The following is a 16,032-nucleotide window of genomic DNA, read 5'->3' on the forward strand; positions in this document are numbered from 1 at the left end:
GCGCGCCCCGGCACATCAGGTGATGTTAGCCGTGATGGGCTCATCCAGGCCCATGGCGTGCAGGCGCGAGTAATAGCCGCCCAGGGCCAGCAGTTCCACATGTGTACCCCGCTCGACAATTTCACCGTGGTCCATCACCAGAATCATGTCGGCTTTCTCGATGGTGGACAGTCGGTGCGCGATAACCAGGGTGGTGCGGCCCTTCATGACTTTGTCCAGCGCAGCCTGAATGTGGCGTTCGGACTCGGTGTCGAGCGCCGAAGTCGCTTCGTCCAGGATCAGCAACGGGGCATTTTTCAGCAGGGCGCGGGCGATGGCCAAGCGCTGACGCTGGCCGCCGGAGAGCAGCACGCCGTTTTCACCGACTTCGGTGTCCAGGCCTTTGGGCAGTTCGGCGATGAAGTCCATGGCATAGGCATCGGCGGCGGCTTTTTCGATGTCGGCACGCGGTGCATCCGCCAGGTCGCCGTAGGCGATGTTATTGGCCACGGTATCGTTGAACAGGGTGACGTGCTGGGTCACTTGGGCCACATGCCGGCGCAGGTTGCGCAGGCGGTAGTCTTCGATCTCCACCTCATCCAGCAGGATTTCGCCGGTTTCGTGGTGGTAAAACCGCGGAATCAGGCTGGCCAGCGTGGACTTGCCACTGCCTGAGCGCCCTACCAGCGCAATCATCTGCCCAGGTTCCGCCGTGAAGCTGATGTTCTTCAGCACTTCGCGCTCAGCACCCGGATAGGTGAAGCTCAGGTTGCGCACGTCCAGGCGACCGCTGACGCGATCACGCTCCACGGTGCCGCTGTCGACTTCCGGCTCTTCATCCAGCTGTTCGAAGATGCTTTCGGCACCGGCGACGCCTTTCTGGATCGTCGAGCTGACTTCCGACAACTGACGGATCGGCTTGGGCAGCAGGCCCGCAGCGGTGATGTAGGCCACTAGGTCACCCGCCGTGGCGTCGCCGCGCAGCAACAGCACCAGGAACATCAAGGTGGCCATGGCCGTGTAGATCACCAGTTGCAGCATCGGCGTGTAGACCGCGCCGGTCTTGTTCATGCGCAGCTGTTTGTCGGTGTTGCTTTGGCTGGCGGCGGCAAAACGGCGTTCCTCGTAGCTTTCGCCACCGAAACTGCGCACCACGCGGTAACCCTGGATGGTCTCCGAGGCCACGTGGGTGACATCGCCCATTGCCACTTGGATCTTCTTGCTCTGCTTGCGGAATTTCTTGCTGGTGCTGCCGACCATAATGGCGATCAGCGGCAGGATCGCCAGCATCACCAGGGTCAGCTTCCAGTTCATCCACAGCAGGTAACCGAACAGGAACACCACCGTCAGACCTTCACGGATCACGACCTTGATCGCATCCGTGGCGGCGCCGGTGACCATGGTCACGTTGAAGGTGATGCGGGAAATCAGGTGCCCGGAGTTATGCGTATCAAAATAGCGATTCGGCAGTACCAACAGTTTGTTGAACAGCTGGACGCGCAGGTCATGCACCAGGCCAAGGGAGACCTTGGCCAGGTAGTAGTTGCCGAGGAAAGAGCCAAGGCCTTGCCACGCGGCGATCAGGATGATCAGCAGCGGCACGGCCATCAGCAGCTTGAGGTCCTTGAACAGCGGGATCTTGGGCAGGAACACCACGTCGGGATTGCTCAAGCCATCCACAAAGTACTTGAGGATCCCGGCGAGCATCGGCTGGGTGGAAGCAAAGATCACGAAGCCCAAGATACTCAGCATGAACATGCCGATGTACGGTTTCACATAGCCCAGCAGCCTGAAGTAAATTTTCAGGCTGGATTCCTGGTCCGCTTTGGGCGGTGCGTCACTCATGTGTCGAGCTCACTGATTGGGTAGGACGCGAACTTTATCACATGCATCGGGGTTGGCCCGAGCCCAGACCAAGACACTGGCCAGCGCAATCGGCAGCCACGAGATAAACCACTCGGCCCGCGGGGTGCCCGTTAGGCTGGCCGCATCGAACTGCATCGCCAGGAACGAAAACATCCACATACCGATGATGCCCTTGCCGTAAAGCGTGTCGCGAGCCTTCCAGGCTTGCCAGAGCACGCCGAACCACAGCCCGCACCACAGCAGCAGGCCGGGCAGGCCCAACTCGATGCTCACGTGAGTGAACAGATTGTGGGAATGATCAAAATAGAGGTTATCGGCGAATACCTTGTAATCACCACCCAGGCCCAAACCGGTCCACGGATGCTCGGAGATCATCTGGACGGCCGCCATAAAGATCTGCGGCCGGTAGGAAACGCCACGGGCCAACATCAGCGATTGCATGGCGAAGAACACCGCCAGTGCCGCCACGACTGCCGCGATAGCGATCACGGTGGTGCGTCGGTCTCGGCACCAAGCCGGCATTGCCACCACCGTCAGCAGCAGGGCCAGCGCGGCGCCGCGGCTTTGGCTCAGCACCACAAAAAGCCCGAGGAACCCGACAGAAAGCACCCACGCCACTTGCATCCAGCGGCCACGCGGCACCCAATGCAACAACCAGACGGCAGCCAGACCTATCACATAGGCCCCCAGAATCGGGTGGGATAATTGGCCCAGCCCTTCGAGCCGTGCATACCAGACATTATGCTCAACGCCATAAAACTTGACGATCGCGACCAGCGAAGAAAGGGCCAACCCGAAGCCACCCCACTGCATCACGCGGATGACTCGCTCGGTCTGCCCACAGGCAAACACCGGGAAAAACAGCAGGAACACGCCGATGTACAGCAAGCGCTTGGCCTCCCGCGAAGGGTCTTCGGCATTGGTCCACGACAAACTGACTGCGCCCCAGGCGGCGAGCGCCGCAATCATCAGGCACATCCAGCGCTGTTCACGCCAGACTTCCTTGAGGCGCTCACGCGCCGACCAGGCAAACACCATGGCCGGCAACCAGAGAAACAGCGTCAAGCCTTGTTGATAAATCTTGTTGGTCGGCGCGAAGGCAATCGCCAGCAAAAACCAAAGTAACCCGAAAATCATCCATACCTGCGCCCAACGACCTACCTGCATCACCCGCTCCTGAATACGTACAACCCGCCAACCCGGCATGGTTAAAACCCAAAACTTTCGGCATTATTACCGATCACTGTGCCCGCGACTCCCACAAGGCTTTCCGACGATGCAATGTTCAAGGCTTCCCCAAGCCGATTTAAACGCGATGATTGAAGGTGCCCGAATCCTCGAACAGGACAGCTACGGCCCCAAAGTCTACCTGTTGGCCGACGGGAATATCCTCAAACTGTTTCGCCGCAAGCGTCTGTTTTCGTCAGCGCTGTTGCGCCCCTACTCCAAGCGGTTCATCGACAACGTGGCGCAATTGCAACAGCGTGGCATCCCCACCCTGACCGTACTCGCGTTCTTTCAACTGGCCGCGCCAGGCATGACCGCCGTGCTGTATCGGCCGCTGCCGGGTGAAACGCTGCGTCAGATTTCCAACAAGGAAGGCTTTGACTGGCAATCGAACCTCGATCCGCTGGTGGCGCTCATCCGCCGCTTGCACGGTGCGGGAATTTACTTCCGCTCCCTGCACCTGGGCAATATCGTTGTCACACCTGATAACGAAATGGGGCTGATTGATGTGGCGGATATGCGCTTTTTGCGCGCGCCGCTGAACCCGGAACTCGCACGGCGCAACTTGCAGCACTTTGCACGTTATATTGCACGCGAGAAGCTGAACGAACGCTTTCCAATGCAGGCACTGGAGCAGGCGTTGCTAGCGGCATGAAAACAGGCGCTGGGAGGTTTCACTGAAATCTTTCCAGGCTTGGTCCGGGGCCAGCGCTTGCGCCTGAGCCTCCAGCACATCCTGGGTAGATGTGGCGAACGCACGCTCCATCAGACTGCCCCAGGCCTGCACATCGTCTGACGGCGCGTACCAGCCCGCATCCGCCAGTTGCTCGCGAAACACGGCCAATTCACTGGTCAGAACGGGCACGCCCGCCATCACCGACTCTTGCAGGATCAACCCCAAGCCCTCTTGCGTCGACGGAATGGCGACCCAGTCGAAGGCCCGGTAAAGCGTCGCGGCGTCCGGCAGATGGCCCGGCAACGAAACCTTGCCCTGCAAGCCGAGCTGTTCGATACGCGCTTCCAGGGTCTGCCTCGCAGCGCCCTCGCCGATAATCACCAGCCGCGCATCCGGCTGTTGGGCCGACACGCCAGCAAACGCGTCCAGCAAACAGCCAAAACCCTTGCCGTCTACCAGCCGGCCTACCGCCCCCAACACGGGCGAGTCGTCCAAAGTCAGGCCCAGGCGAGACCGCGCCTGCGCCCGAGAAAGCGCAGCCGCACGGAACGCCACCGGATCAAAAGCGCTGCGCAGCACTGTCACGGGTCGCTGCAGGTAACGCTCAAGCGAGTGAGCCAGGGTTTGCGAAACAGCCGCCAGGGTCAGTTGCGTAGCCGGAAACTGTTCGAAGAGCTTCTGGTCTGCCCGGCGCATGCGCGTGACGCCATGGAACACGACGACGGCGCGCACATGTGGCAAGTGCTTGAGCACCGGCAACATCACCCGCGCCACCCCAACCCCGTCCAGCAGCACAACTTCCAGATCGTCAGGCAGCGCCTTCTGAAAACGCGCGCGCATCCAGGGTGCCAGCAACTTCCACAGGTGCCGACCCTTGAGCTGGGCGGAGGAGAAGTTCCATTCCACTGCCGGCTCGCTCTCGTCCGAACCGCCTTGCAGCAACCAGGTAGTGATCGGTGCCCGGCAAACGGCGTGGGAAAGTATCTGTTGGTGAACCTTCTGCACCGAAGCGAATGCAGAACCACCGGCCCACATGATGTTGAGGATACTCATCTGAAAAATGACCTTTTGCGGCGTTGTGGTGGCTTTCTGCGTGTACTTAATGGATCAACCAGCCGATACCGACACCCAGTACCAGCATGACTGCCAGCTTGATCCGCTCTCGCCGCTTGCGCCGCGCCTTGGTCAAGCGCTCTTCTGCCGTCGCCACATGCAAACCGAAACCCGTGTGCAAAACCGCATCGCCTTCCAGTGTCACGGCCGCCAGGTTCAGCTGCGCGTAACGCTTCGATAGCCCCTTCTCACCCTCGAACCCGGCGTAGGGCGCGCACAAGCGATATTCCTTGATACGCCGCAACCCTGGATTCAGCGAAAAACCCTGCCACTCAGGCTTGTCGGACAGCAGGGGATAACACGGCACCCCGCCAATCACCTCACGTGGCCCCAGATGGATATAAGGGCTGTGCACCTGCAAGTCGTAAACGTAGTTGCGCAACCACACCTGCAAAATATCGGGTCGCTGCTCCAGTACCGCCTTGGAGTCTTCGACAAAGCCTGGTCGATAAAACGCCCAATCATCCTCGCAATGGAATATGTAGGGGGTCTTGACCGACTCGTAGGCCAAATCGACGGATGCCAACTGCCCAAGCTTCGGGCGGTTGATCAGGAAAGTGCAATGGCTGTGCCAGTGCGGCGGCACCGCAAGGCGCACGGCTTCATCGCCGGAGTCTTCGGTAATGAAAACTTCGCGGATATCCGCCGTATTGAACAGATCGAAGCTCTCGAGCGTCCGCTTCAATAAATCGAAGCGACCACAACTGGTCACCACGAGCGTTATGTCGCTTTGATCGGAGAACTGCATTCAAGCCTCGATAATATCACATAGCCACTATTCGCAGCCATATCTGACCGGTATTAAACGCCCAGCTTCAGACGTAACCTTTCCAGCACATTCAACGGCGCACGAGGCCGCAAGGGCGGCTCGAGGGCTTCGACAATACGCTGGCCGATACGGGCGAAACCGAACTGGCCGACGGCCAAGTCCTGCCCACTGCGCGCAATGCCCGCGGCCAGTTGCGGATTGGACCGCAGCACGGCCAGTTTTTCCTGCAACTGCGGGATGTCCTGGTAGAACACCACATTGACCATGTCCTCAAACCCGAGGGCCGCGTTCTCCTCGGCTCCCTGATCGAACGCCAGCAACACGCAACCACAGGCCATGGCTTCGAAGTTCTTGATCATGTACTCGCCCATGCCCACATCGGCACTGACGAAAAAACGAATCCGGTTGAGGGTCGCGCAGTATTCCTCACCCGATTTGGTGCGCGTCACCACCAAAGGTTCAACCCGCGCCAGTTCATCGAGCAGAGCCTTGCGACCACTATAGGCCACGCTGTTGGTGCTGCCGACAAACGCCAGTTCGATATCTCGTTCACGATCCTGGGGCTGCAGCAGTGCCTGGTCATAGCCCTTGGGCACGAACACCGCATCGAAACCTTCGGTGCGCAGGCGCTCGGTCACCATGTAGCCTGAACTGATCACGCGAACCCACGGCAAGCGACGGTAATGGGCACTGAACTTGCCGGTGTACTTGCAGGGAATGTAGTTCTGGTAAGCGTCGTGCTCGAGGATCACCAGGTTTGGGATCGTGCGGATAAACCCGGCCTGGCGGATCTCCTGCTTGAAGCGCAGGAAGAACACAATGCGGTCGTAACGGGTCACGTCGACTTCGCGCCGAAAGTAACCGCGCAGGTTGCGCTGCTCATCGCTGCTCAACCAGCGGATATCACATTCGCAGTGCTCGGCCACACCTTCGTACAAGCGGTCGAGGATGGCGCGCTGCTCTTTCTGCACCAGAAACAAGACTTTCATTACTTATCCTTTCCCAAACGCCAGAACAACTCATGCCGTCGTACGGCCTTACGGAAAAATTCGTTCTCACCGTAAGGCGATTTCGCGCGACCTGCCAACACCCGCTGCAACCAGCGTCGCACACGGCGCTTGAACGGCGGTGCCGGCTGCAAGTCATGCATCATGCCCAGCGCCATGGCCTTATCACGCTGCTGCGCCAACGTCAGTGGCAGGCTGCACGGCAGCAACTCCACGGTCGCGTCGAACAACGGTGGCAACGCAATACCGGCTCCGGCGTTGCCCATGGGCCAGCGGTCGTTGTCATGCAGATGGTTGGCGTAGCCCAGTACTGTCGTTGGCTGCCACTCAAGACCTTGCAAGGCTTCCAAAACGGCTTGCTGTGCACAGACATGGTCTGGATGCGGGTCCAATACCGGATGCGGCAACACGATCACGTCCGGGCGAGCCATCATCAGCACCTCGCGCAGGTCGGCCAACAGGTTGTTCCAGGTGGGCAAGCCGTCGCTGTCCGCGGGCAATGGAAACGGGTTGAATTGCCGGAATGGGCGAACGTCCGTCAGCTCTGCTTCACGGGAAGCAAACGGCAGGTCCGGCGCGGCCTGCATCGCCTGCAGCTGCAGGCAGAAATAGCCCAATTGCACGCAGTGCGCCTGCGGCACACCCGCCCACAACGGCACAGCGATGCTGTCCCAGGCGCGCAGGCGGCCTTTGATGCGTGCGGCTTCGACCGCGTCCAGGCCCATCTGCTGATAATGCTCAGCTTCAATCTCCCCCGCCGTCAGGGTGACGATCCAGGGATTTTCGGCCTGGCTGTACAGGCCGAAGGCCGCCAATTCAGCATCGTCGGCGTGGGGCGCGATCACCATCACGCGCTGTGCGCGGTAGTCCGGATGGGTCCAGGCCCACAGACGGGGCGTGCCGAGCAATCGGCAATGGCGACCGCGCAACGTTAAGTCGCTCAGCGCCAAACCGCTGAGGTTCAGGTAACGCACGCCGTTGACGCCACGCTCAAACGTTTGCCGATCGCCCGCCAGCTCGACGCACGGGTCAAAAAAACGGCCCAGCCAAGTGCTCTTGACCTTGATCGCCAGCACCACCGTTGCGTCCGCGTCCACCGCCTGATCCAGCAGCAAGCGCCCATGTTCCAAGCGCACGCCCGCCAGCTCGGCATCCGCCGAAAAACGGTACTGATAATCTTCGTTGGGCGCGTAGAACAGGTGGTCGGCAAACCACGCTTCATGGGCCACCCAGGCCAGCAGGGCCAACAGCAACGGTAACCACCAGACCACCAGGATGCCGACCAGCAACAGCAGCAACACACCAATGATCAGCACCGTACGCTTGTTGCGCCGGTGACGTTTGAGCAATTGCTGCTTGCGGGTCATACGCTGAATACCTGCACAGGATTGCACCAACGGTCCTTGTATTCGCGGTCGGCGCGACCAAAGGAAAAGCGCAGTGGCTTGCCGACTTCGCGTGCCTGCTCCCAAGCGCCCTGGGTATTGAGAAAGCTCAGCACGCTGCCGGGGCTGAAGGCGCGGGTTTCAGGATCGACCCCACCGTTGACGTATTCCACACTGATCCATTCCGGTGACTCGACCCGATACACCAACTGGATTGCGATGGGCGCGTCATTCAGAAAAATCACCGAGCCGATCAACCACTCGCGCATCAGTTCGATCACTTCCGCCAAGCGCTCGGCGCCCGTGGCGGTAAAGCCCCAACGGCGCAGGAACAGGTCACAGTAGATGGACGCCAGCTCCGCACTGGAAAACTCACTGACCGACCGCACCACGCCGCCCGCCTCTTCCAGCAAACGCAGTTCGCGGCGCTGGTTGTAGCGAAACTTCTTCGACAGTTCTTCGGGCGTGCGCGCCATGGCCAACTGTTCGGCCTGAAGCTTGAGGCCGCTGAAACGCCCTTCGTTCAGCGCAGACAGGTAGCGCGCACGCTGCCTCAGCGGCGCCTGCGCGTCGGCGGCGGCCGGCAGGATCAGCTCGGCATTGCCCAGATCGAACAGGCCTTTCTTGCCGCTGCGCTTAAGCACGTCCTTGGACAGCGCCAGGTCGCGCCCCCAGGTGGCAATGCACGCCTTGAGCTCACCCGCCTGCTCCCAGGCCAGGTAACGCACCGGAATCTGCGCCAACCCGGCCAGGCGCTCGACCACTTGCGGATGCGTCGCGACGCTGCCGCCAAAACGCTGCCAGGCCTCGCTGTATACAGGCGCATCGACGACGGACCAGCCGCGCTCGCGCCAGCCTTGGAATCGATTGAGCATCAAGCCCTCGCGGTCAGTTCAATGACATGCGGCAGTTGCCAGAAAGTAGTGCGCACCGCCTGATCCGAGAATCGTGCGTGCAGGCGCTCCAGCATCAAATCAGCGCACTGGCGTTGCTGGTGCTGATCCATCGCGGCCAAGTGTCCCAACCCTTGGGCTAGGTGCTCGGCGTCGCCGAAGGGAAACAGGATACCAACGCCCTCAACCACTTCCCGCGCGCCGCCACAGGCAGTGGCGAGCAAGGGCACTCCGGCCGCCATGGCTTCCAGCAACACCATGCCAAAGGGTTCGTGGTCGGAGCTCAACGCAAACACATCAAACGCACGGAAAAAGCGACGCGCCTCCGGTACTTGGCCGAGAAACACAACCTTGTCGGCAATCCCCAGCTCGCGGGCCAGCGCTTTCAGGTCCTGTTCCAGGCGCCCGGTACCGAGGATCGCCAGACGGCTTTCAGCCGGTAACGTTGGCAATGCCAGGGCAAAACCTTTGAGCAGCGTGGCCTGATCCTTGTCCGGGTGCAGGCGGCCGACATTGCCGACCACCCATTCATCCGGCGACAAGCCAAGGGCGTCGCGCGCCTCATCCTTCGAAACCTGCTGGGCCTGCAGGTTTTCGACATCAATGCGGTTGTACAAGGTCTGGATACGCGCCGCCGGCCATTTCGGCAAGCAGCGACGAATGTCATCGCGCACGGCATCGGAAACGCCCAACAAGCTCAGGCGCTTGCGGAAAATATTTGCAAACAGCCGACGCCCCCGGCGCTGATAGTCGCCAAAAGCGTGATGCACGCCAATCACCTGCAAGCGCGTGGCGAGCAGCGCGATGTAGATCGGCTTGGCGCGGTGCGCGATGCAGAAACTGAAGTTGCGCGACGCGGCAATCTTGCGCATCTCGGCGATGGCGCCCAGCTTGAGGCCACGGATGGCCTTCGAGCTGTACTCCATGAACAACACTTCATCACTGGCGCAACCGGCCGCCACCTCAGGGTCGGCGACCCCGGTGAGAAACACCGTGGTCACCTTGTAGCCGGAGCCTGCAAACACACTGGCGTACTGCCGCGCACAGTCTAGGAACGGCCCGTCATAGCCGTGGCAAAACTGCAGGACGTGGCGGTCAGCCGAGCGCGTCATAAGGGTCCACGCCGTCTTTGACGACCAGGATGTCTTCCATGATCAGGTACTGCAGGTCAGAGCCGAAGAACATGTTCAGCGCGTCGGTCGGCGAGCAGATCATCGCTTCGCCACGACGGTTGAGCGAGGTGTTCAGGGACACGCCGTTGCCGGTGAGCACTTCCAGCTCTTTCATCATGTCGTAGTAGCGCGGGTTGTATTCGCGCTTGAGCACCTGGGCGCGGGAGGTACCATCTTCATGGACCACTTCCGGCACGCGAGTCTTCCACTCTTCGGACACTTCAAAGGTGAAGGTCATGAACGGCGCCGGATGATCGACCTTGATCATCTGCGGGGCCACGGTGTCGAGCATCGACGGGCAGAAAGGCCTCCAGCGCTCGCGGAACTTGATCTGGTGGTTGATGCGATCCGCCACACCGGTGGCGCTCGGGCAACCGATGATCGAACGACCGCCCAGGGCGCGCGGACCAAACTCCATGCGGCCCTGGAACCAGGCCACCGGGTTGCCGTCGACCATGATCTTGGCGATGCGCTGGGGCATGTTCTCGATCTTGCGCCAGTTCGGCTTGCTCTCGTGCTTGGCGCACGCGGCAATCACGTCTTCGTTGCTGTAGGACGGGCCGAGGTAGACGTGTTCCATCTTCTCGACCGGCACACCACGGGCGTGGGAAACATACGCCGCCGCACCGACCGCAGTGCCAGCATCGCCCGACGCCGGCTGCACGAACAGCTCTTTGACGTCGTCACGGGCGATGATCTTCTGGTTCAGCTTGACGTTCAGCGCGCAACCGCCGGCGAAGGCCAGTTTGCCGGTGTCCTTGAGGATGTCGCCCAGGTAGTGGTCGATCATCTGCAGGGCCAGTTTCTCGAACAGCGCTTGCATGCTGGCGGCGTAGTGGATGTAAGGCTCGTCGGCGATATCGCCTTCGCGCTTTGGACCCAGCCACTCGATCAGTTTTGGCGAGAAGTAGAAGCCCTTGCCCTTCTCTTTGTAGCGGCGCAGGCCGATGACGTTGGCGTAGTCGGTGTTGATCACCAACTCGCCGTTCTCAAAGGAGGCCAGGCGCGAGAAATCGTATTTGCTGGCATCGCCGTACGGCGCCATGCCCATGACCTTGAACTCACCGTCGAGCATCTCGAAACCGAGGAACTCGGTGATCGCGCCATACAGGCCGCCGAGGGAGTCTGGATCGTAGAATTCCTTGATCTTGTGGATCTTGCCGTTTTCGCCGTAGCCGAAGAACGTGGTGGCGTACTCACCTTTACCGTCGATCCCGAGGATCGCGGTTTTCTCCTGGAAACCAGAGCAGTGGTAGGCGCTGGAAGCGTGGGCCAGGTGGTGTTCAACCGGTTCGATCTTGATTTTCTTAGGATCGAAGCCCAGTTGCTCCAGGCACCAGACGATCTTGTTGCGGTAGCGCTTGTAGCGACGGTTGCCCATCAGGATCGCGTCGAGTGCGCGGTCCGGGGCGTACCAGTAACGCTTGGCGTAGTGCCAGCGCGCCTCGCCGAACAGGCTGATGGGGGCGAACGGGATCGCGACCACGTCAACGTCGGAAGGCTTGATACCGGCCTGTTCCAGGCAGAACTTCGCCGATTCGTAGGGCATGCGGTTCTTTGCATGTTTGTCGCGTACGAAGCGCTCTTCTTCGGCGGCCGCAATCAGCTTGCCGTCGATATACAAGGCTGCGGAAGGATCATGGCTAAGGGCGCCGGACAGGCCAAGAATCGTCAATGCCACAGGGGTCTAGCCTCTTTTAGTCTGCATGCAGGCGGGTTACGCCTGAAAAAAGTGTGCCCCCTGCCTGGGCAGGAAACAGCTAAAGGGCGGGATTATAGCTTAAAAGCAGTGCGCAGCTGTTAGCGGCACGTGGCAAGAGGGATCAGCGGAAGATCTCGATGCTGCCGTCCCTATTCTGGCGGTAAATGGTGTAGGGCAGCACGAGGGTGTCCAGCACGCCGGAGGCGACGAACTCCACGGCGACGATAGGCAACACGCTGCCCCCATGGTCTATCAGGCTCTTGTCCTTAAGGCTCTTGTCAGGCGCTGGCTCGCCATTGAGCGTGCAAAAGCCGTAGATCACCCCGCTGTAGATGCGTGGCACGTTTTCGCAGTGACTGCGCGAGTCCTTGAGGTTCTGGCTGGCTACGGCGTCTGGACGAAAGACGGTATTGATGGTTCCGCAACCGGCCAACGAACACGACACCACAAGCCATGACACTTTCGACCTAATCCTCATGACCCCCTCCCTCTGCCCCAACAGACATTGTTATTGCCAAGGCGGGCCACGCTAACATCGCATAGCCTGACGACCCAGGGCGGGAGCACGATTTGCAGCGTAAGACGATTCCTAAATGATAAAAATCGCCTGATTCACTAAACTCGCGCCCCTTTGCGCGTTTACCTCCTACGCGCGCCACGGATTTTGCCTGACTGATGAACACCCTCGCCCGCTTCACCCTGTTGCTGCCAGGCCTGCTCACGCTGAGCAATACGGCACTGGCCGAGGACACGCCTTTGGTTCTCGACCCCAGTGTGGTCAGCGGCTCACGCAGCGCCAGCCCGACCTTCGACCTGCCCTACTCGGTGGACGGCATCAGCCGTGGACAGATCAGTGACGGTCAACTCGGCATCAATGCCTCCGAAGCCCTCTCCCGCGTGCCCGGCCTGGTGGTGCAGAACCGCCAGAACTATGCCCAGGACCTGCAGATTTCCTCCCGAGGCTTTGGTGCCCGCTCGGCATTCGGCGTGCGCGGCATCAAGCTGATCGCCGACGGCATCCCGGCCAGCACGCCGGACGGCCAGGGCCAAGCCGCCACTTTCAACCTCGACACCGCAGAGCGCATCGAAGTACTGCGTGGGCCGGCGGCCACCCTGTATGGCAGCAATGCCGGCGGGGTGATCCAGATGTTCTCCCGCGACGGCGAAGGCCCGCCGCGCATCGGCGCCGAAACCCTGGTGGGCAGCGACGGCCTGAACAAAAACCACCTGACCGCCGAGGGCGCCACCAACGGCGCTGGCTTCGTGCTCGACGCCTCGCGCATGGACACCAACGGCTACCGCGACCACAGCAGCGCGCGACGTGACCAGACCTTCGCCAAGCTCAATTTCCAGCCGGATGACGACAGCAAGCTGGCGCTGATCTACAGCAGCCTGGAGCAGAACGGCACACAGGACCCGCTCGGGCAGACGTGGTCGGCGTACAAGGCCGATCCACGCTCGGTGAGTGCGAATGCGCTGACGTACAACACGCGCAAAAGTATCGATCATCAGCAATTGGGGCTGAATTACGAGCGCTATATCGGCGATGCGACGTTGCAGGTGAATGCGTATACGGGACGGCGGAGTGTGATTCAGTATTTGTCGATTCCCAAAGGCACACCCGCTAATGAACGCGGCGGTGGCGTTGTGCAATTCGACCGCAAGTTCTACGGCGGCAGCGTGCGCTGGATGCAGCCCATCGAACGTGCGCCGGGCGAACTGATGATCATCACCGGCCTGGACTTCGATCAGAGCGAAGACAGTCGCCACGGCTACCAGAACTTCAGCGGCAACACCCTTGGCGTAAAAGGCCAGCTACGCCGAGATGAAATTGACACCGCCCGCAGCCTCGATCCCTATATCCAGGCCAACTGGGCGCTAGACCGCTGGACCCTGCAAGCAGGTGTTCGGCATAGCACCATGGAACTGGACGTTGATGATCAATTCCTGAGCAACGGCGATGCCAGCGGCAACAAGCGTTATCAGAAAAATACGCCATCGATGAGCGTGATGTACGCATTCACGCCCGAGCTGCATGGCTACGTCAGTGCGGGCAAAGGCTTCGAAACGCCGACACAGGCTGAGCTGGCCTATGCACCGGGAAATGTGGAAGGGTTCAACTTCGGATTGAAGCCGTCAGAAAGTACCCAGTACGAAGTGGGATTAAAGGCCCAGGTGAACAACACCCGGATCAATGCCGCCATATTCCAGATCACCACAGAAGATGAGTTAGTGGTGGCTCAATCCAAAGACGGCCGTACCAGCTACCAAAACGCCGGCCGCACCCTGCGCCGCGGTTTCGAACTGGGCCTCGAAAGCCAGCTCAGCGAGCAGTGGAGCAGCAGCCTCGCCTACACCCGCCTGCAGGCCACTTACGACAGCGACTTCGTCAGCGGCGGCAACAACGCCGTCGACAAGGGCAACTACCTGCCCGGCGTGCCGCAAACCACGCTGTTCACCGAACTGAACTGGAAGCCCCGCGACTGGGTCAGCACCGCCATCGAAGGCATTTACCGCAGCAAGGTCTACGTCGAGGACACCAACAGCCAACACGCCGCACCGGCCTACAGCGTGTTTAACTGGCGTGCGCGCTTCGAGCAGAAGGTCGAACACTGGACCTTCCATCAGACCCTGCGCCTGGATAACTTGCTCGACCGCCAGTACGTCGGTTCGGTGATCGTCGGCGATGGCAACAACCGCTATTACGAAGCGGCGCCAGGGCGCTCCTGGTATGCGGGTGCAGGCGCGGAGTACGAGTTCTGATCAGCCCGCCCCGCACAAAACGCGATGCGGACGGTCGAAAGGCCCTGATCCCCCTTTAGCCTGCAAGGAACGCTCATGAAACACATCGCGGTTATCGTCGCCCTAGGCGTACTCAGTGGTTGCGGCACGCAAGGCATCAAGAGCGGCGACAAGGCCGACGCCCCGTATAAAGACATGCTTAAGAAACCGCTACTGGCCGACTCGATCATGCGCGATGGCGACGACCTCAGTTACCAGGTTCAAGTCACGCTGACCAACAATCTCGCCGTACCCGATATCGCGCAGCTTCAGGCGTCCTGCACCACGCCGAGCGGGAACCTGCTGTATCTGGAAGCGCCCGGAACCCCGAAGCCCGACGGCCAGCCCACGCGCATTACCGTCATGCGCAACCTGACGCCGGCCGTGGTTGGCGAACTGCAACAGAACACCAGCTTTACCGACGCTTGCGCGCGCACGCCACGCCCGGATTGGCGCCTCGTCAGCAGTACAGCCACTCAACGCCAATTGCTGATCGACCGTGCCAGCCTCAAGACCGTGGGTGAGAAAGTAGAGCTCTGGGGCGCCTACGATGAACCGCTCATCCTGACCAACAAACTGAAAAAGATGCCCTACGCCCAGACCCGCATGCACTGGGAGGTCAGTTGCAGCCGCCAGACCTATCGCACTCTGGCCACTTTCAGCCTCACCCCGAAAAACGTCGTGACCTTCGGCAGCGTGGTAGCAGTCCCCATCGACCAGCCTTTCAGCAGCGCCGAGACGGACACCCAGACCCTGCTCAAGGCCGCGTGCTCGCCAACAGTGGCGCAACTCCCGGTAGCCGTTGCGCGTACCAAGCTCGAGCAAACCCTGACACCCGCACCTGTCCCGACAGCGGTGACAGAGGCGATCTCCGCACTGGGAATGCCCCCCGCAGCCAAACCTCTGCGCCACCTTATGGAGAAGCGCGACTTGGGTTCTTCCAGCTTGCGCACTGACGTGTTCATTGAGCCCGGAACCGGAAACGGTCAGCTTAAAATCCGCCGAGCCACCCAATTCTCAAGCACCCACATCACCACATTCCGAGGGTTGTTCAGCCTGACCTTCCAAAGCGATTTCGAACTGCACGGGATGAAAGTCTCGGCCGCCAGCAATGTTGAGCAACTCAGCTTCACCGGCGACTGGAAGCAGATGCCGATCGGTGCAACGCTGGGTTTCAAACTCAAAGAGCTGAATCGCAACACCGCTGAAGAGGATCGCGTGCTGTCCCGCAATACCACCTGTGTAGTGGCGCGCGAACTGCCAGCCAGCAGCATCAACTCGACGCTGAGTGGCAATGCAAAGGAGCTCAATTGCACTGCCGCAGGTGATAACTACCAGGCCACCAGCACCGTCATGTACCTGAAGGACTACGGGTATTTCTTTGCTACCGAGGACGTGATCCAGGGCAAATACAAAACCCATACGACGCTGATCAACGCACAATAACGTCGACTGGCAACGC

General features: G+C 60.5%; 13 protein-coding genes. 3 read left to right on the plus strand and 10 right to left on the minus strand.

What is annotated here, in order from left to right; all coding sequences use genetic code 11:
• Positions 1-15 precede the first annotated feature (15 nt).
• Both msbA and JBO08_RS19885 read right to left on the minus strand, forming a co-directional pair.
• Positions 16-1,824: a lipid A export permease/ATP-binding protein MsbA gene (gene msbA / locus JBO08_RS19880; RefSeq protein WP_065875250.1), complete on the minus strand. Its 1,809-nt coding sequence runs from the start codon at positions 1,822-1,824 to the stop codon at positions 16-18.
• Between the two features lie 9 nt (positions 1,825-1,833).
• On the minus strand, positions 1,834-3,012 hold the full coding sequence (locus JBO08_RS19885) for an O-antigen ligase (RefSeq protein ID WP_065889119.1): 1,179 nt from the start codon (positions 3,010-3,012) through the stop codon (positions 1,834-1,836).
• A 148-nt stretch (positions 3,013-3,160) separates the two neighbouring features.
• On the opposite strand from JBO08_RS19885, the gene JBO08_RS19890 reads away from it, so the two are divergent.
• Positions 3,161-3,727: a toluene tolerance protein gene (locus JBO08_RS19890; protein ID WP_175402998.1), complete on the plus strand. Its 567-nt coding sequence runs from the start codon at positions 3,161-3,163 to the stop codon at positions 3,725-3,727.
• On the opposite strand, the gene JBO08_RS19895 is transcribed toward JBO08_RS19890, so the two are convergent.
• The 8 genes from JBO08_RS19895 to JBO08_RS19930 all read right to left on the minus strand — a co-directional run bounded on the left by JBO08_RS19895 (position 3,716) and on the right by JBO08_RS19930 (position 12,267).
• On the minus strand, positions 3,716-4,801 hold the full coding sequence (locus JBO08_RS19895) for a glycosyltransferase (RefSeq protein WP_065879879.1): 1,086 nt from the start codon (positions 4,799-4,801) through the stop codon (positions 3,716-3,718). The two genes, JBO08_RS19890 and JBO08_RS19895, sit on opposite strands and share 12 nt — an antisense overlap.
• A gap of 46 nt (positions 4,802-4,847) precedes the next feature.
• The gene (locus JBO08_RS19900; protein WP_065875254.1) at positions 4,848-5,609 is read right to left on the minus strand and encodes a glycosyltransferase family 2 protein; all 762 of its coding nucleotides are present in this window, start codon (positions 5,607-5,609) and stop codon (positions 4,848-4,850) included.
• A gap of 53 nt (positions 5,610-5,662) precedes the next feature.
• Entirely contained in the window at positions 5,663-6,619 is a 957-nt protein-coding gene (locus JBO08_RS19905; protein ID WP_065875255.1) for a glycosyltransferase, read from the minus strand.
• Complete coding sequence (locus tag JBO08_RS19910) at positions 6,619-8,004, minus strand: PIG-L deacetylase family protein (protein ID WP_065875256.1); 1,386 nt, start codon at positions 8,002-8,004, stop codon at positions 6,619-6,621. Before JBO08_RS19910 ends, JBO08_RS19905 begins: the two co-directional genes overlap by 1 nt.
• The gene (locus JBO08_RS19915; protein ID WP_065875257.1) at positions 8,001-8,897 is read right to left on the minus strand and encodes an antimicrobial resistance protein Mig-14; all 897 of its coding nucleotides are present in this window, start codon (positions 8,895-8,897) and stop codon (positions 8,001-8,003) included. Before JBO08_RS19915 ends, JBO08_RS19910 begins: the two co-directional genes overlap by 4 nt.
• Entirely contained in the window at positions 8,897-10,027 is a 1,131-nt protein-coding gene (locus tag JBO08_RS19920) for a glycosyltransferase (protein ID WP_065875258.1), read from the minus strand. Before JBO08_RS19920 ends, JBO08_RS19915 begins: the two co-directional genes overlap by 1 nt.
• Complete coding sequence (locus JBO08_RS19925) at positions 10,011-11,768, minus strand: carbamoyltransferase (RefSeq protein WP_065875259.1); 1,758 nt, start codon at positions 11,766-11,768, stop codon at positions 10,011-10,013. The genes JBO08_RS19920 and JBO08_RS19925 overlap by 17 nt, the downstream gene beginning before the upstream one ends.
• 142 nt (positions 11,769-11,910) lie before the next feature.
• Positions 11,911-12,267 (minus strand): YceK/YidQ family lipoprotein, encoded by a 357-nt coding sequence (locus JBO08_RS19930; RefSeq protein WP_065875260.1) that lies wholly within the window; start codon positions 12,265-12,267, stop codon positions 11,911-11,913.
• Positions 12,268-12,464: 197 nt separating this feature from the next.
• Between JBO08_RS19930 and JBO08_RS19935 the strand changes: the two genes are divergently transcribed.
• Both JBO08_RS19935 and JBO08_RS19940 read left to right on the plus strand, forming a co-directional pair.
• A complete protein-coding gene (locus JBO08_RS19935) occupies positions 12,465-14,552 on the plus strand; it encodes a TonB-dependent receptor (RefSeq protein WP_065875261.1) in 2,088 nt (695 codons plus the stop codon).
• A gap of 75 nt (positions 14,553-14,627) precedes the next feature.
• Positions 14,628-16,016 carry a hypothetical protein gene (locus JBO08_RS19940; RefSeq protein WP_065879872.1) on the plus strand — a complete coding sequence of 463 codons (1,389 nt, stop codon included), beginning with the start codon at positions 14,628-14,630 and terminating at the stop codon, positions 16,014-16,016.
• The last annotated feature ends 16 nt before the right edge of the window (positions 16,017-16,032 follow it).

This window comes from Pseudomonas sp. LAP_36, from assembly GCF_019456785.1.
Classification (GTDB): domain Bacteria; phylum Pseudomonadota; class Gammaproteobacteria; order Pseudomonadales; family Pseudomonadaceae; genus Aquipseudomonas; species Aquipseudomonas tritici.